Here is an 18,738-nt window from a genome sequence, read left to right on the forward strand (position 1 = left end):
CTACTGTCGCCTCACCTTCTCGGCGGCCGCCCCACCCCCCGGACGCACCCCTCCCAAGAGAAACGGGCCTGCGATGTCACGGAAGTTCACCGGATTCGGAACGCGGGTGCGAAGACCGCGATGCCCAACAGGTCTGCACGCGGCCACCGTTGCCTCACTCACCGCGGCCGCCCTCGGCATCGGCGTGCTGGTCGGTACGCCCGCGGGCGCCCACCCCGCCGCAGCCCCGGCCCCCGCCGCCCCGACCCCCGTAGTCACCCGGGCCGCCCTCGACCCCGCGCTCGTCGCAGGAAGGGGCGCGAAGGTCGCCTTCGCCGAGCAGGAGGCGGAGAACGCGGTCACCACCGGCACCGTCATCGGGCCCGACCGCACCGCCTACACGCTCCCGGCCGAGGCGTCCGGCCGTAAGGCGGTCAGGCTCACCCCGGGCGAGCACGTCGAGTTCACGCTCCCGGCCGCGTCCAACGCGATCACCGTGCGCTACAGCATCCCGGACGCGCCGGGCGGCGGCGGGATCACGGCGCCGCTGGACGTCGCGGTGAACGGCAAGAAGCGCGCCGGCATGACGCTGACCTCGCAGTACTCCTGGCTGTACAACCAGTACCCGTTCTCCAACGACCCCGGCGCCGGGCTGCTCCACCCCGACTGGTGGATCACCGAATGCTCCTGCGTGCCCGCTGCCACGACCCCCGCCCCGGTCATCGAGAAGCCGTTCCGGCCCAGCCACTTCTACGACGAGCAGCGCCTCCTGCTCGGCCGTACGTACCGCGCGGGAGACACCGTGCGGCTCACCGTCCCGGCCGGGAGCCGGGCCGCGTGGACGGTCGTCGACCTGCTGGACTCGGAGCTCGTCGGCCGGCCGCACGTCGAACTGCTCGCCGCCAACGTCCTGGCGTTCGGGGCCGATCCGACCGGCCGGCGCGACGCGGCGGCCGCGATCGAGAAGGCCATCGCCTTCGCCCGGCGCACCCACCTCAAGGTGTACATCCCGCCGGGTACGTACCGCGTCGACCGGCACATCGTCGTCGACGACGTCACGATCACCGGCGCCGGCACCTGGTACACGAAGATCAAGGGGCGCGAGGTCGCACTCGACGAGCCCGCCGCCGACGGCTCCACCCACACCGGCGTCGGGTTCTACGGCAAGGACGCGGCCGACGGCGGCAGCCGCAACGTGCACCTGTCCGGCTTCGCCATCGAGGGCGACGTACGGAGCCGTATCGACACCGACCAGGTCAACGGCATCGGCGGCGCGATGAGCGACTCGACCATCGAGGGTCTGCACATCAGCCACACCAAGGTCGGCATGTGGTTCGACGGGCCGATGAAGAACCTGCGCATCGACGGCAACATCATCGTCGACCAGATCGCCGACGCCATCAACTTCCACACGGGTGTGACCGATTCACGGGTCTCGCACACCTTCGTACGCAACTCCGGCGACGACGGTCTGGCGATGTGGAGCGAGAAGACCGCCAACGCCCGCAACACCTTCGACCACAACACCGTCCAGAGCCCGGTCCTCGCCAACGGCATCGCGATCTACGGCGGCACCGACACCACCGTCTCGGGCAACCTGGTCGCCGACCCGGTCCGCGAGGGCAGCGCCCTGCACATCGGCTCCCGCTTCGGCGCCGAGCCCTTCGCCGGGAAGCTGGACCTCACGAACAACACGACGGCCCGGGCCGGTACGTACGAGCTGAACTGGAACATCGGGCTCGGCGCGCTCTGGATCTTCGCCCTGGACAGGAGCATCGACGCCGCCGACATCCGGGTCACCGGTGACCACTACCTCGACAGCACCTACAACGCGATCATGCTCGTCTCCGACTGGGCGGTGAAGGACCAGTACGACATCGAGGGCGTCCACTTCAAGGACATCCGGGTCGACGGCACCGGCACCTCGGTGCTGAGCGCCCGGGCGGCGGGTGGCGCGAGCTTCGAGAACGTGGACGCGCGCAACGTGGGCGCGGTCGGCGTCAACAACTGCGGCTCGTTCCACTTCGCCGCGACCGGTTCGGAGTTCTCCCTCGCCGACCGGGGCGGCAACGACGGCGGCTGGCTCGCTCCCTGGCTGCTGCCCAACACGATCACCTGCGACGACCGGCCGACGGTCGTCCCGCCGCCGGCGCCGGGGGCGTGGTGAGGCGCGCGTAGGACGGTGCGCCGCGGCTGCCCGGGCCCTCCCCAGGAGGCAGGCAGCCGCGGCGCGCCCGCCGCCCTCCCCAGGAGGCAGACAGCCGAGGCGCGCCCGCGACCTTCAGGCAACGCCGGGCATTCCCCGACCCGGCGTGGCACGCTTGCACAGGTGACCAGCAGAACCGACCCTGCACAGCACCTGAGCGATCTCGCCCGGCTCCGTCGCGTCCGTGACCGCATCGACAGGGAGTACGCGCAGCCGCTGGACGTCGAGGCGCTTGCCCGTGGCGTGCACATGTCCGCCGGGCATCTCAGCCGGGAGTTCCGGCGGGCCTACGGCGAGCCCCCGTACGGCTACCTCATGACCCGGCGCATCGAACGGGCGATGGCCCTGCTGCGCCGCGGCGACCTCAGCGTCACCGAGATCTGCTTCGAGGTCGGCTGCTCGTCCCTGGGTACGTTCAGCACCCGCTTCACCGAACTGGTCGGGGTGTCGCCCAGTGTCTACAAGCGTGAGGCGGACCGGGACCGGGCGGGGGTGCCGTCGTGTCTGGAGAAGCAGGTGACGCGACCGGTCAGGAATCGAGAAGCGCCCGCCCGTAAGCCGGAATAGCGTGGCGGACATGGACATCAACATTCACTCCACCTTCCTTCCGCACGACGACCCGGACGCCTCGGTGGCCTTCTACCGCGACGTTCTCGGCTTCGAGGTACGGGGCGATGTGGGCCAGGGCGCGATGCGCTGGATCACGGTCGGCCCGGTCGGGCAGCCCGGAACGTCCATCGTTCTGGAGCCGCCGTACGCCGACCCCTCCGTCACCGACGAGGAGCGCGCCACCGTCGTCGCGATGATGGCCAAGGGCACCTTCGCCCGCGTCCTGCTCGCCACGCCCGACCTCGACGCCACGTTCGAGAAGGTGCAGTCCGGCACCTCCGAGATCGTCCAGGAGCCGACCGAGCAGCCCTACGGCGTGCGCGACTTCGCCGTCCGGGACCCCGCAGGCAACCTGATCCGCGTCCAGGAACGGCGCTGAGCCGTCGTACGACCCCAGTCGTAAACCGTACGAAGCCGACGGGACCGCGGGGGCGGTCCCGCCCACAGAGGGAGACACGATGACCAGGGCGAAGAGGACGGACGACGCGCAGTCGGCCGCGCCGCACGCGGGCGACAGCCACGATCTGATCCGGGTGCACGGCGCGCGCGTGAACAACCTCAAGGACGTCAGCGTCGAGATTCCGAAGCGCCGGCTGACGGTGTTCACCGGAGTCTCCGGCTCGGGCAAGAGCTCCCTGGTGTTCGGCACCATCGCCGCGGAGTCGCAGCGGCTGATCAACGAGACCTACAGCGCCTTCGTGCAGGGCTTCATGCCCACGCTGGCGCGGCCCGAGGTCGACGTACTCGAAGGGCTGACCACCGCGATCAGCGTCGACCAGCAGCGGATGGGTTCCGACCCCCGCTCCACGGTCGGCACCGCCACCGACGCCAACGCGATGCTCCGCATCCTGTTCAGCCGGCTCGGCAAGCCGCACATCGGGCCGCCCAGTGCGTACTCCTTCAACACCGCATCGGTCCGGGCGACCGGCGCGATCACCGTCGAGCGCGGCAACAAGACGAAGGCGGAGAAGGCGACCTTCCAGCGCACCGGCGGCATGTGCGTGCGCTGCGAGGGCCGGGGTTCGGTCTCCGACATCGACCTCACCCAGCTCTACGACGACAGCAAGTCGCTCTCCGAGGGTGCGTTCACCATCCCCGGCTGGAAGTCGGACAGCCAGTGGACCGTGCAGGTCTACGCCCAGTCCGGCTTCGTCGACCCGGACAAGCCGATCGCCAAGTACACGAAGAAGGAGCTGCGGGACTTCCTCTACGGGGAGCCGGTCAAGGTCAAGGTCAACGGCGTCAACCTCACGTACGAGGGGCTGATCCCCAAGATCCAGAAGTCGTTCCTGTCCAAGGACAAGGAGGCGATGCAGCCGCACATCCGGGCGTTCGTGGAGCGTGCGGTCACCTTCACCACCTGTCCCGAGTGCGACGGTACGCGGCTGAGCGAGGGCGCCCGTTCCTCGAAGATCAAGCGGATCAGCATCGCCGACGCGTGCGCGATGGAGATCAGGGACCTCGCCGAATGGGTGCGCGGCATCAAGGACCCGTCGGTGGCGCCGCTGCTCGACGCGTTGCAGCAAACGCTCGACTCGTTCGTGGAGATCGGCCTCGGCTACCTCTCGCTCGACCGGCCCGCGGGCACGCTGTCGGGCGGTGAGGCACAGCGCGTCAAGATGATCCGCCATCTCGGATCGTCGCTCACCGATGTCACCTACGTCTTCGACGAACCCACGATCGGTCTGCACCCGCACGACATCGAGCGGATGAACAACCTGCTGCTGCGGTTGCGCGACAAGGGCAACACGGTGCTCGTCGTCGAGCACAAGCCGGAGACGATCGTGATCGCCGACCACGTCGTCGACCTCGGCCCGGGCGCCGGTTCGGGCGGCGGCACCATCTGCTTCGAGGGCACCGTCGAAGGGCTGCGGGCCAGCGACACGATCACCGGCCGGCACTTCGACGACCGGGCCGCCGTCAAGGAGACGGTGCGCGAGGCCACGGGCGCGATGGAGATCCGCGGGGCGACGGCGAACAACCTGCGCAAGGTCGACGTCGATGTCCCGCTCGGGGTGCTGGTCGTCGTCACGGGCGTGGCCGGTTCCGGCAAGAGCTCGCTCGTGCACGGCTCGATTCCGGCAGGGGAGGGCGTGGTCTCGATCGACCAGAGCCCGATCCGTGGTTCGCGGCGCAGCAACCCGGCGACGTACACCGGGCTGCTCGAACCGATCCGCAAGGCGTTCGCCAAGGAGAACGGCGTGAAGCCGGCGCTGTTCAGCGCCAACTCCGAGGGCGCCTGCCCCACCTGCAACGGCGCCGGTGTCATCTACATGGACCTGGCGATGATGGCCGGGGTCGCCACCCCGTGCGAGGACTGCGAGGGCAAGCGGTTCCAGCCGGCGGTCCTGGAGTACAAGCTCGGCGGCCGGGACATCAGCGAGGTCCTCGCGATGTCGGTGGCCGAGGCCGAGGAGTTCTTCGGCGCGGGCGGTGCGCACCTGCCGGCCGCGCACCGCATCCTCGCCCGGCTCGCCGACGTCGGGCTCGGCTATCTCAGCCTCGGACAGCCGCTCACCACGCTGTCCGGCGGCGAGCGCCAACGCCTGAAGCTGGCGACCCACATGGGTGACAAGGGCGGGGTCTACGTCCTCGACGAGCCCACCACCGGACTTCACCTCGCCGACGTCGAGCAGCTGCTCGGCCTGCTGGACCGGCTCGTCGACTCCGGCAAGTCCGTCATCGTCGTCGAGCACCACCAGGCCGTGATGGCGCACGCCGACTGGATCATCGACCTCGGCCCCGGGGCCGGTCACGACGGCGGCAAGGTCGTCTTCGAGGGCACGCCGGCGGACCTCGTCGAGGCCCGCTCCACCCTCACGGGCGAGCATCTGGCGGCGTACGTCGGCGGCTGACGCGACCGCAGTGAGGGGCGCAGGGGTCCGGGGATCGAGCTCCGGGCCCCTCCGCCCGTGGGGGCGTAGGACTCGGGGCGCGTCGATCGGCCGGTGTGCGACGTCAGAAGGTGATGACCGTGGCGCCCTCCAGGGTGAAGCGCAGGAACTCGTCCCGGGCCACCCGCAGGTTCAGCCCCCGCCCGGCGAGTCCGGCCTCGGTCCCGTCGGCCCGGGCCGCGTTGACGCAGGCGCCCACGGTCACGCCGTCGGCTATCAGTTCGTCGACCTGCCGGTTGAAGACCGCGCTCGCCCCGGAGGGCTCCGGGTCACCGAGGCGGCGCTGGGCCGGTCCGAAGCACAGCACCTCGACGGTGGTGTCGTTCTCGGCCGCGACCTCCTGGATCCGTTGAGCGACGCGGGTCCCTGTCGTGATCGAGGCGTCGTCGTCGTGGAACACGTGAATGACCGTCTTCGGCATCTGTCGCAACCTTCCGCTCGGCGACCTGGCTGGGCAGGCGGAGATCGAACCTATCAATCGTCTTGAGGAGTGGGACGTTCCGTCTCGATTGTTGATACGCGAGGGAAGTGCGGGCCGGTGGCGTGCGACGCCCGCGCGCCTGGGGCTCCGAGTGGGCCCGTGCGGGGCGGCGTGCTCCGGTTCGGCATGCGGAGTGCGTGACCTGTGTCGATTTCGGGTCCGCAGAAGAATAAGCACGCTGAGTATGCATTTCGGTTACTCAGCGTGGAATGAATGGATCATGGAGATGAAGGAGCAGCACGGGCTGCTGTGCGGGAAGGCGGCCGGTCATGGCGGGTGACGGTGGCAGGGGCCCGGATGTCTCCGTGCCGGAGCGGGGGGCGTTCGCCGTCGACGAGCGGGACGGCCGGGTGGGCCGGGTGATGGGGTGGGTCGGGCCCTATGTGCAGCTGCGCCCGCCCGGAGGCGGCGCGGAGTGGGACTGCCCGCCCGACTCCGTCCGGCCGGCCCCACCGGGGCTCGCGCTGCGCGCGCGGGTCACCGAGATCAACCGCGAGGGGCAGCTGCCGCGATGAGGCGGCGGGGCGGCCCGGAGGTGCGCCGGGGCGGACCGCCGATAGCCTGCGGCGGTGCCGGGGCCGTGTGAGCCGGAGTCGCCGATAGCCTGCGGCGGTGCCGGGGTCGTGTGAGCCGGAGTCGCCGATGCCTGCGGCGGTGCCGGGGTCGTGTGAGCTGGAGTCGCCGATGCCTGCGGCGGTGCCGGGGCCGTGTGAGCAGGAGCTGCCGATGGCTGCGGCGGTGCCCGGGACCGGGTGGTCAGGAGTCGCCGATAGCCTGCGGGCATGGTGAGCATGGGCACGGCAAGCGATGCGCAACTGGCCGTCGAAGCAGCGCAGGCGGGAGCGGCGGTGGTTCGCGGCATGTACGGGGCCGTGCTCCCGCGTACGGAGAAGTCCGGCGGTGACTTCGCGACGGCCGCCGACCTCGCGGCCGAGCAGGCCATCCTCGACGTGCTGCGGACGGCCCGGCCCGAGGACGCGGTGACGGGCGAGGAGAGCGGGGACACCGGTGCGGCCGGTGCGGAGCGCAGGTGGCTGGTCGATCCGCTGTGCGGCACGCTGAACTACGCCGTGCGGAACATGCTGGTCGCGGTGAACGTCGCCCTGCGGGTGGGGACCGGCGTCACGGCCGCCGCATCCGCCGACCCCTTCAGCGGCGAGGTGTTCTGGACCGACGGCACACACGCCCGTGTCCGGAGGGACGGCGCGGACGAAGAGCTCTCACCCTCGTCCGGGTCACGGCTGGTTGACGTCAATCTCGATCCCCCGTTCCCGAGCGCGCCGGACTTCCGGGCCGTACACCTGCTCGCCGCCCCGGAGTTCACCGAGCGGTTCCGGCCGCGTGTCGTCTCCACCACGCTGGCCGTGGCCTGGGTCGCCGCCGGTCGCAGGGCCGCGTACGTCACCGACGGCGACCTGCGCGACAGCGTGCACTTCGCCGCCGGGATCGCGCTGTGCGAAGCCGCCGGCTGTGTGGTGACGGACCTGCGCGGCCTGCCGGTGCACACCGGCGCGGGCGGGCTGATCGCGGCGGCCGACCCGGAGACGCATCAGGCGCTGCTGGAGATGGTGAAGGCGCAGGCTCCGGCCGGACGCTGACCGGTTCGACGTCCCCGTTCGGGAGTCCTGCTCTCTCAGCGGCAGTGTTCTTTGTGCACATCCCCGGTTGCCCTCCAGGAAGGCTCCCCTTCGGCAATCCGCCGCTTCCGGAAGGGCGGCACCCCTGTCGCGGCGCCGCCCTTCCTTCGTGCAACCGGTACTACGGGGCCGGGACTTCCCGGACGAGCTTCGAGGACCACGGGCAGAAGATGGCTCCGGGCAGGAAGGCGCCGCCCGCCTCGTCGAGGTGGTCCTCGACATACGGAATCGTCGCGTCGCAGACCTCGATGGCGACGTCGAAGAACTGGACCGTCTGCGGGTCGAGGTGGAAGCTCCACCGCGGGTTGTAGTCGGCCTGGCGCTTCATGATGCGGCCGACGACGTGCGGCCGGTCCGTGGTCTCGCCGCTCACCAGGTCCCTGGCGTGGTTGATCTCGCGCTCCTCGACCAGCTTCACGACGAACGTGCTCCGCGTGATGTCGGTCATCTCGAAGTACGCGGGCGCGACCGCCGCGTCACGTGCCCCCTCCCGGCTCTGGGTGGCCTGGGCGGGCTGGGCGGCGGTGAGGGCGAGCATGGCCACGGCCGCGAGGCTTGCGGCCTTGGTGAAGAGGTGTCGCATGACGATCTCCAGGGGTGCGGGGCCGACCGTGATGATCATGGTCGCTCGTCACGGAAGGTAGCGAAATAATCACGGAAAGTGAAATCGGCACGCTGCCGAACGGGCCGTCCCGGAGTGCGCGGTGCTCGGCGCGCCGGTCACTCGACCGTGGGACGCTGAGGAAAGCGGCCCGGCGTCGCTGATTCGTCGATCTACGCTCCCCGGACTGGCTTCAGGAGAAGGGACCCGCGATGACCGCCGCGATGGTCGAGCACCAGCAGAACTCTGAAGGCCGCCCGTGGGACTACCTGCTGCGCACCTGGCAGGAACTGGACGTGCCCGAGGGGTGGCGCGCCGAGATCGACGAAGGGCAACGCCCGCGAGGATCGGACGAAGAAGTACCGCGCCTATGCGCGCGGAGGCGTGCTCATGTACCTGCTGATCGACCGGTTCGACGCCCGTGGGCCCATGGCCACGCTGTTCACCGAACCCAATGAGGACGGTACGTACAAGCGCTCCGCCCCGGTGCCGTTCGGCAAGCCGCTCGTGCTGCCGGCGCCCTTCGACGTCACGCTGTCCACGGAGGCCTTTCCGGTCTGAGGCGGACAACGGCGGAAGGGCGGCACCCTCGCGGGGCGCCGCCCTTCCGTGGTTCCGTGATCCGTCAGACCCCCGCAGGTTCCTTCGCGGTGGTGTCCGGACCCGTGGTGCCGACCGCCGGAGCCGACGGGCCGGTGGCCGCGACCGTGGAGACGGCCGGTTCCTGGGAGACGTTGAACTCCGCCAGCAGGTCCTTGCTGAAGCCGAAGAAGTACGTGGCGACGAAGCCCGCCAGGTAGCCGACGACCAGGCCGCCCGCGTAGATCGCGATCGTCGCACCCAGGCCGTGGTTGCCGTCCAGCAGCGGGAACAGCGCCCAGCCGGACGGGCCGATCGCGGTGGACCCCACCGCGTCGCCGAGCTGGTTGAAGAAGCCGACGAACGCACCGCCGAACGCACCGCCCACGCACGCCGTGATGAACGGGCGGCCCAGCGGCAGCGAGACACCGTAGATCAGCGGCTCACCGACACCCAGGAAGCCCGCCGGCAGGGCGGACTTGATCGTCCGGCGGATCGACTCGTTGCGCGGGAGGCGGAAGAAGACCGCGATGGCCGCACCGACCTGGCCGGCACCCGCCATGGCGAGGATCGGGAGCAGGACCGTGTAACCCTGCTGCTCGATCAGCGTGGTGTGGATCGGGATCAGCGCCTGGTGCAGGCCCAGCATGACCAGCGGCAGGAAGAAGCCGCCGAGGACGAGACCCGCGCCCGCACCGCCGTTGGACAGCAGCCAGTCGGCGAACGTGCCGATCGCGGTGGAGACCTCACCCGCCACGTACATCAGGCCGAAGATCGTCACCAGTCCGGAGACCAGGACCGTCAGGGTCGGGGTGACCAGGACGTCCAGCGCCTCCGGCACCCAGCGCCGGCACCACTTCTCCACGTACACCGCGAGCACCGCCGCGCCCAGGGCACCGAGGACGCCGCCCTGGCCGGGGGAGAGCTTCTGGCCGAACGCCTCGATGTTCGCGACACCCGGGAAGACGATGATGGCCGCGACCGCACCGCCGAGGATCGGCGTGCCGCCGAACTCCTTCGCCGTGTTGTAGCCGACGAAGACCGCGATCAGGGCCATGAAGCCGGACGCCATCGCCGCCAGGGCCGGGGTGACCGAGGGCAGCCACTCCAGGTTGACCAGCAGGCCGTTGAGGCCCGCGATGATGCCGCAGCCGATCAGGGCCGGGATCAGGGGTACGAAGATGTTGGCGATCCTGCGCAGGAACAGCTTGAACGGGGTGGCGTTCTTCGCCTTCCTGGCCGCCTTCATCTCGGCACCCTGCGCGGCCAGTTCCTCCGCGCTGAGCGGGGTGACGGCCGGGTCGGGTGCCGGGGCCGCTTCCTGGCCCTCCTTGACGAGCTTCTCGAACTCAGGAGTGACGCGGGCGACCGTACCGGGACCGAGGACGATCTGGTACGTGTCGTCCTCGACCACGCCCATGACGGCAGGCACGGCCTTCAGTGCCTCGTCCTGGACGAGCGAACGATCGCGCAGACCCAGCCGGAGCCGGGTCATGCAGTGGACAACGGAGCTGACGTTCGCGGCGCCACCGACGAGCGGAAGGATCGCGGCGGCAGTGGCGCGGTTCTTGTCTTCTGTAGCCATGGTGCGTGGTGCCTTGCTGTGCGGGGGAGCGGAGGTGGTGCGGGGAGGGTCAGGTGGTGCGGGGGGCCGCGGCGAGCGCGGCGCGGAGGTGGCCGTCCGACGCGGACAGCAGCGTGGCGGCGGTGGGGCCGTCGACCTGGCCGAGGATGGTCAGGATGGCGTTCTTCACCTCGCCGTCGGTGGCGGCCAGCGCGGCCTCGATCTCGGCGTCCGATGCGCCGGTGGCCAGCGAGACGATCCGCCGGGACCGGGCGCGGAGCTTTTCGTTGGAGGCGCGCACGTCGACCATGAGGTTCCCGTACGTCTTGCCGAGCCGGATCATCGTGATCGTCGAGAGCATGTTGAGGACGAGCTTCTGGGCGGTGCCCGCCTTGAGCCGGGTGGAGCCGGTGAGCAGCTCGGGGCCGACGACGACCTCCAGGGGGTGCTCGGCGGCGGCGCCCAGCGCGGAGTCCGCGTTGCAGGACAGGCCGAGGGTCAGGGCGCCCTGGGCGCGGGCGTGCTCCACGGCCCCGATCGCGTACGGAGTACGGCCGGAGGCGGAGATGCCGACCACCGTGTCCTCGGCGGTCAGGCCCAGCGCGTCGAGGTCGGCGGCGGCCAGCTCCTTGCTGTCCTCCGCGCCCTCGACGGCGGTGACCATCGCGGACGGGCCGCCCGCGATCAGACCGATCACATCGGCCGGGTCGGTGTTGAAGGTGGGCGGGCACTCGCTCGCGTCCAGGACACCGAGCCTGCCCGCGGTGCCGGCGCCCGCGTAGATCAGCCGGCCGCCGCGGGCCATGCGCGCCGCGATGGCGTCGATCGCCGCGGAGATCTCGGGCAGCAGCTCGGCGACGGAGGCCGGCACGGTCCGGTCCTCGTCGTTCATGATCCGGGCGATCTCCGCAGTGGCCAGCCGGTCGATCTCGGCGAGCTCGGGGCGGAATGCCTCGGTGGTGAGGGTGGCGAGCTGGGCGCGCAGTTCGCCGTAACCGTCGGGGGTGGTGGCGTCGGCGTCGGTGAGGGAGGTCATGGAGAGCGGCTCTGCTTTCTTGAACTCGTGCGGTTCTGCGGGTGCGGGTGCGGGGTGGTGCCGCTGGTCAGCGGGTGCGGGGGGCGTGGCGATGGGCCAGTGCCTCGTAGGACGCGGCAAGGGCGGGGGCGGCCGTCTCGTACGTACGCTGCGCGACCCCGATGAACAGGCAGTCCACGACCAGCAGCTGGCTCGTGCGGCTCGACATGGCGGCCGGGCGCAGCTCGCTCTCGCGGGCCGTGGACGTGGTCAGTACGACGTCGGCGTACTGGGTGACGGGGCCGTCGGGGCGGCCGGTGATCGCGATCGTCGTGGCGCCGCGGTCGAAGGCGACGCGCAGCGGCTCGATGACGTCGCCCGTCGAGCCGGAGTGGGTGATCGCGATGGCCACGTCGCCGGAGCGCAGCTGCACGGCGTTGGTCACCGCGAGGTGCGGGTCCATGTTGGCGTGCGCGATCAGGCCGATACGGGCCAGCTTCTGGGCCAGGTCCTGGCCGACGAGCGAGGACGCGCCCACGCCGTAGATGTCGATCCGGCGGGCGGTGGCGGCCGCGGCCACGGCGGCACCGAGCTGTACGGTGTCGAGCCCGGCGGCGGTGTCGGCGAGGGTCTGCTGCTCGTCGTAGGCCAGCTTCGCGACCACGTCGGCGATCGGGTCGTCGACCGCTATGTCCGCGGTGACGGCGGGCGCGCGGCCGGACTCCTGATGGGCGGCGAGACCGGCCAGCGCGAGGCGCAGGTCGCGGTAGCCGGGGTAGCCGAGGAGGCGGGCGGTGCGGACCACGGTCGCCTCGCTGGTGCCGGTGAGCTCGGCGAGACCGGTGACCGTCAGGGCGGCGCAGCCGGCCGGGTCGCCGGCGACTGCCTCGGCGACCCGCTGCATGGAGCGGGTCATGGACGGCGCGAGCGTCCGCACCTTCGCCGCGAGGGCTGCCGGGGCGGGCGGCGAATCGGCGCTGAAACTTTCCTTCAGGTCATTGGTCACCTTTGAAAGATATTTTCAACCCCGGTGACCGTCAACCCCCCTTTGGTCCCGACCTGTGGCAGCACGCGTGCGCACCGGACGCCCGGCGCACAGGTGGACAATGGCTGCATGGAGCTGAACACCCTGGAGCAGGCGCTGCACACCGCCCGCGCACTGGTCATGGCCGATCTCGCCGCCGGAGATGTCGCCGAGGCACAGATCGTCTCGCTGGTCGAGGACGCGGTCACACACCGCCGCTGGTGGGTCGAGCAGTGGCCGGACGGGGTGGAGTTCCTGGTCGGCCTCGTCGCCCAGGACGTACAGGACGCACTGCTGGAGCGGTACGGCCGCTGGCCGCTGTGCCCGGTGTGCGACGCGGGCGACCCGCACGCCCTGGACGTCGAGCCGGAGCTCGGGCCCGACCCGCACTGGGTCTGCACGAAGGCGGCCGTCGCCGTCGCCCCGGTCGGCTCGCTCACCGGGATACTGCGGCCGTGACCGTCTACATCGACCCGCCGGACTGGCCGGGCCACGGGCGCTTCTGGTCGCACCTGGTCAGCGACGTGTCCTTCGAGGAACTGCACACCTTCGCGGCGTCCATCGGCTGCCCGCCCCGCGCCTTCGAGCGGGACCACTACGACGTACCGGCCGCACGGTACGAGGACGCGGTACGGGCCGGGGCCCGGCAGATCGGCTCCAAGGAACTGGTCCGCCGCATCACCGAAGCGGGCCTGCGGCGCCCCAAGGGCCGCCCCGCTCCGGGCTGAGGTCCCGCCCCGCGCTCAGCCGGCCGACGAGGGCGCGCACACCGTCGCGTCCTGCGCCGCCTCCCGCGAAGCCGCGGCCGGGGCGCCCGCCACCAGCCGGGACGAGGCGTTGCGGCTGCGCTGCAACCGCAGCGAGAGGACCACCGTCACCAGCGCCAGCACGGTCATCGCCGCCCCCGCCCACGCGGTGGCCTCGAAACCGAAGTCCAGGTCGATCACCGTGCCGCCCAGCCAGGGCCCGCCGGTGTTGCCCAGGTTGAACGCGGCCGTGGTCGTCGCGCCCGCCAGCGTCGGGGCGGCGCCCGCGACGTTGAACATGCGGGCGTTCAGCGCCGGAGCCGTGTAGAACGCCGACAGTCCCAGCAGGAACGAGAGCACGATCACGGCGGCCTGGTTCGACGCGAACAGCGCCAGCGCCGCCAGGAACACCGTCGAGGCCGCGATCCCGCTCAGCAGCACCCCGAAGAGGTGCGCGTCCGCGACCCGGCCGCCGATCACCGTGCCGATCAGCGCACCGATCCCGAACAGCGCGAGCACGGTCGGCACCCAGCCCGAGTCCAGCCCGGCGACGTCCGTCAGCAGCGGCGCGAGATAGCTGAACGCGCAGAACACACCGCCCGCCGCGAGCGCGGTGAGCACGATGGAGAGCCACACCTGCCGGTCGCGGTAGATGGCCAGCTCCCGCTTGAGCTGTGGCTTCTCGTCCGGCAGCGGGATGCGGGGGATCAGTGTCGCCACCCCGGCCAGCGCCACGGCGGAGGCCGCCCCGACCGCCCAGAACGCCGACCGCCAGCCCAGGTTCTCGCCCAGGAAGGCACCCAGCGGCACTCCCAGCACGTTCGCGACGGACAGTCCGCCGATCATCACGGCCATCGCACGGGCCCGCTGGTTCACCGGCACCATCGCGATGGCGACGGCCGCCCCGACCGCCCAGAACCCGGCGCACGCGAGTGCGCTGATCACCCGGGACGCGAAGAGCACCTCGTACGTCGGCGCGAGCGCACCCGCGACCTGGCCGAGGCCGAAGACGGAGATCAGCGCGATGAGCGTGGTGCGGCGCGGCAGCCGGAGGGTGGCCACGGCGAGCAGCGGGGCGCCGACCACCATGCCGATCGCGAAGGCGGATATGAGGAGCCCGGCCCGTGGGATCGACACGTTCATGTCATCGGCGATGGGCGGCAGCAGCCCGGAGAGCATGAACTCGCTGGTACCGAGTGCGAAGACCGAGAGGCCGAGGATGTACACGGCCAGGGGCATACGGGAGCGGCGAGCGGCGGAGTCGGGCATGACAGGTTCCAACGGCCAAACGGTCCCGCACATTCCCCGCGCTCCGCTCTGCCCCCGGTGCGGGTGAGGCACTCAGTGCGTGAGCAGCTCCAGCTCGGTGGCCAGATTGTGCCGGGCCCGCGCCTCCCACTCGGCGGCCCCGTGCGGGGTACGGAACAGCCGCGGCAGCTCCAGAAGCTGCCGCAGCACCGCCGCCCGGCCCTCACGGAACGCCTCGTCGGGGACGAAGCCGTACTCCTCGCGCACCCGGGCCGCGTACTCCGCGTACTCCTTGGGCGGTGACGCGAGGATCGCGAGGTCCGCGTCGCACAGCGCCTCGCCGTTCGTGTCGCCGGCGGCCGGGTCGTGCGTGACCGTGAGCCGGACCAGGCGGGCGACCTCGGCGGTGGTCGCGGCGGGCACCCCGGCCTCCGACAGGGCGCGCTCGGCGAGGACGGCGCTGCGCTCCTCGTTCTCGGAACGGTCCGGCCGGTAGACCGCGTCGTGGAACCACGCGGCCAGCCGTACCGCGTCCGCGTCCGCGGCATGTCCGGCGAGCGTGTCGATGTGGCCGAGGACCGCGGCCAGGTGGGCGGTGGTGTGGTAGCGCCGCTGGGGCTCGGCCCACCGCTCCAGGAGGTTGTCGGCGTACGGCAGCGGGTCGGGGCCCGCATCGCCGCCCCGGGCCGCGACGAGGCACTCGTGCCAGCGGCCGCGGAGCGTGTCGGCCTCACCGCTGCGCGGGGCCGGGTCCATGTCGTCCATGCTCCGAGCCTAAGGGCTGTCCCGCAATTCCTGGCGGGCGCGCGACGCCAGCTACGGCACCTCGCCGCGTTGTCGAAACGCCCGAATACATCCAGTATGCGAGCGCCTCTCCGCCTTGCGATGCACCGCATCTGACGCCGCGCGCTGATCCACCAGGAATTGCGGGACAGCCCTTAGGGCGTTCGGCAGGCTGTGTCCTTGTTCACCGTGGGCGGTGAATCCCAAGTCCGCCCGCGGCCGGGATGGTTGGCTGGTCCCATGGCTGACGAACGCGATCCCGAACTGCCCGGTCTCCTCCTGCGCACGGAGCGGGACGCCCTGCTCCCGCTGCTGCGGTCCGCCGCGGACGGCGACTTCGACCTGCGCACCGCGTGCCCCGGCTGGACGGTGCGGGACGTGCTCGCGCACTGCGGATCCGTGCTGAGCCGGGTCGTGGAGAGCCGCTTCGGACCGGATGTGTTCAGCCCCGAGTGCAACGACCGGGACATCGCCGAACGCGCCGACTGGACGCACCCGCAGGTCGTGGACGAACTGGAGCGGGGCATGACCGACGCCGGTCCGGCGATCGCCGCGGCGGGCGGGATCCTGGACGCGGTGGCGCTGGGGGAGTGGGTGCACGCGGGGGACGTACGCGAGGCATGGGGGCTGCCCGGGGCGTACGCGGGCCCGGGGTTCCCGTACGCGCTCGGCCTCCTCGTCCCGCGCGCCCTGCGCCGCAAGGTGCCGCTGCTCGTCGCGGAGCTCACGGACAGCGGGCGGGAAGTGACCCTCGGCGTCGAGCAGGAGGGCCGGGCCCCCGGGCGGTACCGGGGCGACGGGTCGACCCTGATCAGGCTGTGCGCGGGCCGCCCCCTCGTGGGGACGCGGTACGAGCTGGAGGGCGTCCGGGAGCGCGAGCTCGGCCTCTTCGACTGAGACGGACCGCCGCACGGGGCGGGACGGGCGCTACCGTGCGGCCGTGACCAATCTGACGAACGTGCCCGGCAGCGCAGACCGGCCGGACCCATGGGGCCGGTCGGTCGCGGTCATGGACCTCAACGCGGACCTGGGCGAGGGCTTCGGACGCTGGACGCTCACCGACGACGAGGCTCTTCTCGCCTGTGTGACCAGCGCCAACGTGGCCTGCGGATTCCACGCGGGGGACGCCTCCGTGATGCGGCGGGTCTGCGACTCGGCGGCCGTCCGGGGCGTACGGATCGGGGCGCAGGTCTCGTACCGCGACCTGGCCGGCTTCGGGCGCCGCGCCATGGACGTACCGGCCGACGAACTCGCCGCCGAAGTGGCTTACCAGATCGGTGCGTTGCGGGTGTTCGCCGAGGCGGCCGGTTCCCGCGTCTCGTACGTGAAACCGCACGGCGCCCTCTACAACCGCACCGTCCGCGACGACGAGCAGGCCGCCGCCGTCATCGAGGGCGTCCGGCTGGCGGGCGGGGACCCGGCCGTCCTCGGGCTGCCCGGTTCCCGGCTGCTCGCCCGCGCCGCGGAGGCGGGTCTGACCGCCGTGGAGGAGGCCTTCGCCGACCGCGCGTACACCCCGCAGGGCACCCTCGTGCCGCGCGGTGAGCCCGGGGCGGTGGTGCACGACCCGGACGAGGTCGTACGCCGCAGCGTGGGCTTCGCCGTCGACCGCGGGGTGACCGGGGCGGACGGCGGCCGGATACCCGTCGTCGCCCGGTCCCTGTGCGTCCACGGCGACACCCCCGGCGCCGCCGCACTCGCCCGGCGGGTGCGGGCGGCGCTGGAAGAGGCGGGCGTCGCGGTGCGGGCGTTCGCATGAGCGCGGAAGGACGGACCGGTCGGCCGCTCGTCGTGCTGCCCGCCGGACCCCGGGCGCTGCTGGTCGAGCTGGACGGCCGGGAGGCCACGGAGGCGTTCCACGCGGAGGTGCTGCGGCGCCGCACGGCGGGTGAACTGCCCGACGTGCGCGACATCGTGCCCGGCGAGCGGACGGTGCTGCTCGACGGCATCGCACGGGACGCCGCCGCCGCGCTCGCCCGGGAGCTGCCGGCCTGGCACATACCGCCGCCGCTCCCCGGTGCGGCCGCGGCGGTGGAGCTCCCCGTCGTGTACGACGGCCCGGACCTGGCCGATGTCGCCGAGGCCTGGGGGGTGGCCGTCGCCGAGGTGTCCCGCATCCACGCCGGAACCGAGTTCCGGGTCGCCTTCTGCGGGTTCGCCCCCGGCTTCGGTTACCTGACCGGCCTGCCGGACCGCCTCCACCTGCCGCGCCGGGCGACCCCGCGCACCCGGGTCCCGGCGGGCGCGGTCGCGCTGGCCGGCCCGTACACCGGGGTGTACCCGCGCCCGTCCCCCGGCGGCTGGCAGCTCATCGGCCGGCTGCCGGACCCCGGCCCGCTGTGGGACCCGCACCGCGAACCGGCCGCGCTGCTGGGGCCGGGCGCGCGGGTCCGCTTCGTGGAGGCGGGGGAATGAGCGCAGGGCTGGAGGTCGTCCGCGCCGGGGCCCTGACCACCGTGCAGGACGAGGGCCGTGCCGGACTGGCCCATCTGGGCGTCGGACGGGCGGGCGCCCTCGACGCACCCGCCGCCGCGCTCGCCAACCGGCTCGCCGGCAACCCGGTCACCGCGGCCGTCCTGGAGACGACCGCCACCGGCTGCGCCGTCCGCCCGGACCGTGCGGTGCGGGTGGTCGTCGGCGGGGCGCCGTGCCGGGTGACGGTGGACGGGCGGCCGGTGGCGTGGGGCGCCGCGGTGCACGTGCCGGCGGGTGCGGTGCTGGAGGCGGGGCCCGCGGTGCACGGACTGCGCAGCTACCTGGCGTTCGCGGGCGGCGTGGCGGCGGACCCGGTGCTCGGCAGCAGATCCGCCGACCTGCTCTCCGGTCTGGGCCCCGCGCCCCTGCGCGACGGGGACGTACTGCCCCTGGGCCCGCCCCCGCAGGCCGGCGAGCCGCCCGCCGGCGCGGTGCCGTGGCCGGGCGCGCCCGGCGGACTCGTGCTCCCGGTGCACTTCGGCCCCCGCCACACCTGGTTCACGCCCGCCGCGCTCCGTACGTTCACCACCGCGGCGTACCGCGTCTCCGCGCAGAGCAACCGCATCGGCCTGCGCACCGAGGGCCCGCCGCTTGAGCGGGCCCGTACCGGTGAACTGCCCAGCGAGGGCATGGTGCTCGGAGCCGTCCAGGTCCCGCCGGACGGCCGCCCGGTGGTGTTCCTCAACGACCACCCGACGACGGGCGGTTATCCGGTGGTGGGCGTCGTCCCCGAAGCGGCGCTGGCGGCTGCCGCCCAGGCGGGGGCGGGGTCGGTGGTGCGGTTCGTACGCGCCGGGAGGTGAGCGGTGGCACAGGAGTCGTGTGGGGCGTCGCGCGATATTCGCACGACATGGCCGGGCGCCTCTGGAACGCTCCGTACGCGGGCCCGCGCCCGCG

19 protein-coding genes and 1 pseudogene are annotated in these 18,738 nt (G+C 72.2%); 13 read left to right on the forward strand and 7 right to left on the reverse strand.

Annotated features, from left to right (window positions below; translation table 11 throughout):
* The first annotated feature begins 73 nt into the window (after positions 1-73).
* The 4 genes from OG446_RS21060 (at position 74) to OG446_RS21075 (ending at position 5,649) form a co-directional block, all read left to right on the forward strand.
* Positions 74-2,146 carry a glycosyl hydrolase family 28-related protein gene (locus tag OG446_RS21060; RefSeq protein ID WP_328895503.1) on the forward strand — a complete coding sequence of 691 codons (2,073 nt, stop codon included), beginning with the start codon at positions 74-76 and terminating at the stop codon, positions 2,144-2,146.
* Between the two features lie 162 nt (positions 2,147-2,308).
* Entirely contained in the window at positions 2,309-2,752 is a 444-nt protein-coding gene (locus OG446_RS21065; RefSeq protein ID WP_328895504.1) for a helix-turn-helix transcriptional regulator, read from the forward strand.
* Positions 2,753-2,762: 10 nt separating this feature from the next.
* Complete coding sequence (locus OG446_RS21070) at positions 2,763-3,173, forward strand: VOC family protein (protein ID WP_328895505.1); 411 nt, start codon at positions 2,763-2,765, stop codon at positions 3,171-3,173.
* 79 nt (positions 3,174-3,252) lie between these two features.
* On the forward strand, positions 3,253-5,649 hold the full coding sequence (locus OG446_RS21075) for an excinuclease ABC subunit UvrA (RefSeq protein WP_328895506.1): 2,397 nt from the start codon (positions 3,253-3,255) through the stop codon (positions 5,647-5,649).
* A gap of 103 nt (positions 5,650-5,752) precedes the next feature.
* Here the strand turns inward: OG446_RS21075 and OG446_RS21080 are convergent, their stop codons facing one another.
* Positions 5,753-6,109 carry a hypothetical protein gene (locus tag OG446_RS21080; protein ID WP_328895507.1) on the reverse strand — a complete coding sequence of 119 codons (357 nt, stop codon included), beginning with the start codon at positions 6,107-6,109 and terminating at the stop codon, positions 5,753-5,755.
* A 329-nt stretch (positions 6,110-6,438) separates the two neighbouring features.
* Here OG446_RS21080 and OG446_RS21085 point away from each other — a divergent pair, with 329 nt between their 5' ends.
* Positions 6,439-6,684 carry a hypothetical protein gene (locus OG446_RS21085; RefSeq protein ID WP_328895508.1) on the forward strand — a complete coding sequence of 82 codons (246 nt, stop codon included), beginning with the start codon at positions 6,439-6,441 and terminating at the stop codon, positions 6,682-6,684.
* Positions 6,685-6,951: 267 nt separating this feature from the next.
* Positions 6,952-7,767, forward strand: coding sequence for an inositol monophosphatase family protein (locus tag OG446_RS21090; RefSeq protein ID WP_328895509.1), 816 nt, complete (start codon positions 6,952-6,954; stop codon positions 7,765-7,767).
* A gap of 160 nt (positions 7,768-7,927) precedes the next feature.
* Here OG446_RS21090 and OG446_RS21095 read toward each other — a convergent pair whose 3' ends face one another.
* On the reverse strand, positions 7,928-8,428 hold the full coding sequence (locus OG446_RS21095) for a BP74-related protein (protein ID WP_328895510.1): 501 nt from the start codon (positions 8,426-8,428) through the stop codon (positions 7,928-7,930).
* Between the two features lie 191 nt (positions 8,429-8,619).
* Here OG446_RS21095 and OG446_RS21100 point away from each other — a divergent pair.
* Positions 8,620-8,968 (forward strand): annotated as a pseudogene (locus tag OG446_RS21100) (Uma2 family endonuclease).
* Positions 8,969-9,032: 64 nt separating this feature from the next.
* On the opposite strand, the gene OG446_RS21105 reads toward OG446_RS21100, so the two are convergent.
* The 3 genes from OG446_RS21105 to OG446_RS21115 all read right to left on the reverse strand — a co-directional run bounded on the left by OG446_RS21105 (position 9,033) and on the right by OG446_RS21115 (position 12,571).
* Positions 9,033-10,571: a PTS transporter subunit EIIC gene (locus OG446_RS21105; RefSeq protein ID WP_328895511.1), complete on the reverse strand. Its 1,539-nt coding sequence runs from the start codon at positions 10,569-10,571 to the stop codon at positions 9,033-9,035.
* A gap of 49 nt (positions 10,572-10,620) precedes the next feature.
* Positions 10,621-11,586: an N-acetylmuramic acid 6-phosphate etherase gene (gene murQ / locus OG446_RS21110; RefSeq protein WP_328895512.1), complete on the reverse strand. Its 966-nt coding sequence runs from the start codon at positions 11,584-11,586 to the stop codon at positions 10,621-10,623.
* 67 nt (positions 11,587-11,653) lie between these two features.
* Positions 11,654-12,571 carry a MurR/RpiR family transcriptional regulator gene (locus tag OG446_RS21115; RefSeq protein WP_328895513.1) on the reverse strand — a complete coding sequence of 306 codons (918 nt, stop codon included), beginning with the start codon at positions 12,569-12,571 and terminating at the stop codon, positions 11,654-11,656.
* A 108-nt stretch (positions 12,572-12,679) separates the two neighbouring features.
* Here OG446_RS21115 and OG446_RS21120 point away from each other — a divergent pair, with 108 nt between their 5' ends.
* Positions 12,680-13,048: a hypothetical protein gene (locus OG446_RS21120; protein WP_328895514.1), complete on the forward strand. Its 369-nt coding sequence runs from the start codon at positions 12,680-12,682 to the stop codon at positions 13,046-13,048.
* Complete coding sequence (locus tag OG446_RS21125; protein WP_328895515.1) at positions 13,045-13,317, forward strand: DUF4031 domain-containing protein; 273 nt, start codon at positions 13,045-13,047, stop codon at positions 13,315-13,317. Before OG446_RS21120 ends, OG446_RS21125 begins: the two co-directional genes overlap by 4 nt.
* Positions 13,318-13,332: 15 nt before the next feature.
* Here the strand turns inward: OG446_RS21125 and OG446_RS21130 are convergent, their stop codons facing one another.
* Positions 13,333-14,574 carry a Cmx/CmrA family chloramphenicol efflux MFS transporter gene (locus tag OG446_RS21130; protein WP_328898361.1) on the reverse strand — a complete coding sequence of 414 codons (1,242 nt, stop codon included), beginning with the start codon at positions 14,572-14,574 and terminating at the stop codon, positions 13,333-13,335.
* 102 nt (positions 14,575-14,676) lie between these two features.
* A complete protein-coding gene (locus OG446_RS21135) occupies positions 14,677-15,348 on the reverse strand; it encodes an HD domain-containing protein (RefSeq protein ID WP_328895516.1) in 672 nt (223 codons plus the stop codon).
* A 258-nt stretch (positions 15,349-15,606) separates the two neighbouring features.
* Here OG446_RS21135 and OG446_RS21140 point away from each other — a divergent pair, with 258 nt between their 5' ends.
* The 4 genes from OG446_RS21140 (at position 15,607) to OG446_RS21155 (ending at position 18,644) form a co-directional block, all read left to right on the forward strand.
* Positions 15,607-16,263: a maleylpyruvate isomerase family mycothiol-dependent enzyme gene (locus tag OG446_RS21140; RefSeq protein WP_328895517.1), complete on the forward strand. Its 657-nt coding sequence runs from the start codon at positions 15,607-15,609 to the stop codon at positions 16,261-16,263.
* A 112-nt stretch (positions 16,264-16,375) separates the two neighbouring features.
* Positions 16,376-17,125, forward strand: a complete 750-nt coding sequence (locus tag OG446_RS21145; RefSeq protein ID WP_328898362.1) for a LamB/YcsF family protein — start codon at positions 16,376-16,378, stop codon at positions 17,123-17,125.
* Entirely contained in the window at positions 17,122-17,781 is a 660-nt protein-coding gene (locus OG446_RS21150) for a 5-oxoprolinase subunit B family protein (RefSeq protein WP_328895518.1), read from the forward strand. The genes OG446_RS21145 and OG446_RS21150 overlap by 4 nt, the downstream gene beginning before the upstream one ends.
* A complete protein-coding gene (locus tag OG446_RS21155) occupies positions 17,778-18,644 on the forward strand; it encodes a biotin-dependent carboxyltransferase family protein (protein ID WP_328895519.1) in 867 nt (288 codons plus the stop codon). The genes OG446_RS21150 and OG446_RS21155 overlap by 4 nt, the downstream gene beginning before the upstream one ends.
* The last annotated feature ends 94 nt before the right edge of the window (positions 18,645-18,738 follow it).

This window comes from Streptomyces sp. NBC_00236 (assembly GCF_036195045.1).
In the GTDB taxonomy this organism is placed as follows: Bacteria; Actinomycetota; Actinomycetes; order Streptomycetales; family Streptomycetaceae; genus Streptomyces.

What these genes read in the sequence shown, in the direction of transcription:
- OG446_RS21060 (WP_328895503.1), top strand. Translation starts at nt 74, where the DNA reads ATGTCACGGAAGTTCACCGGATTCGGAACGCGGGTGCGAAGACCGCGA.
- OG446_RS21070 (WP_328895505.1), top strand. Translation starts at nt 2,763, where the DNA reads ATGGACATCAACATTCACTCCACCTTCCTTCCGCACGACGACCCGGAC.
- OG446_RS21075 (WP_328895506.1), top strand. Translation starts at nt 3,253, where the DNA reads ATGACCAGGGCGAAGAGGACGGACGACGCGCAGTCGGCCGCGCCGCAC.
- OG446_RS21080 (WP_328895507.1), bottom strand. Translation starts at nt 6,109, where the DNA reads ATGCCGAAGACGGTCATTCACGTGTTCCACGACGACGACGCCTCGATC.
- OG446_RS21085 (WP_328895508.1), top strand. Translation starts at nt 6,439, where the DNA reads ATGGCGGGTGACGGTGGCAGGGGCCCGGATGTCTCCGTGCCGGAGCGG.
- OG446_RS21090 (WP_328895509.1), top strand. Translation starts at nt 6,952, where the DNA reads ATGGTGAGCATGGGCACGGCAAGCGATGCGCAACTGGCCGTCGAAGCA.
- OG446_RS21095 (WP_328895510.1), bottom strand. Translation starts at nt 8,428, where the DNA reads ATGATCATCACGGTCGGCCCCGCACCCCTGGAGATCGTCATGCGACAC.
- OG446_RS21105 (WP_328895511.1), bottom strand. Translation starts at nt 10,571, where the DNA reads ATGGCTACAGAAGACAAGAACCGCGCCACTGCCGCCGCGATCCTTCCG.
- murQ (WP_328895512.1), bottom strand. Translation starts at nt 11,586, where the DNA reads ATGACCTCCCTCACCGACGCCGACGCCACCACCCCCGACGGTTACGGC.
- OG446_RS21120 (WP_328895514.1), top strand. Translation starts at nt 12,680, where the DNA reads ATGGAGCTGAACACCCTGGAGCAGGCGCTGCACACCGCCCGCGCACTG.
- OG446_RS21130 (WP_328898361.1), bottom strand. Translation starts at nt 14,574, where the DNA reads ATGCCCCTGGCCGTGTACATCCTCGGCCTCTCGGTCTTCGCACTCGGT.
- OG446_RS21135 (WP_328895516.1), bottom strand. Translation starts at nt 15,348, where the DNA reads ATGGACGACATGGACCCGGCCCCGCGCAGCGGTGAGGCCGACACGCTC.
- OG446_RS21140 (WP_328895517.1), top strand. Translation starts at nt 15,607, where the DNA reads ATGGCTGACGAACGCGATCCCGAACTGCCCGGTCTCCTCCTGCGCACG.
- OG446_RS21145 (WP_328898362.1), top strand. Translation starts at nt 16,376, where the DNA reads ATGGACCTCAACGCGGACCTGGGCGAGGGCTTCGGACGCTGGACGCTC.
- OG446_RS21150 (WP_328895518.1), top strand. Translation starts at nt 17,122, where the DNA reads ATGAGCGCGGAAGGACGGACCGGTCGGCCGCTCGTCGTGCTGCCCGCC.
- OG446_RS21155 (WP_328895519.1), top strand. Translation starts at nt 17,778, where the DNA reads ATGAGCGCAGGGCTGGAGGTCGTCCGCGCCGGGGCCCTGACCACCGTG.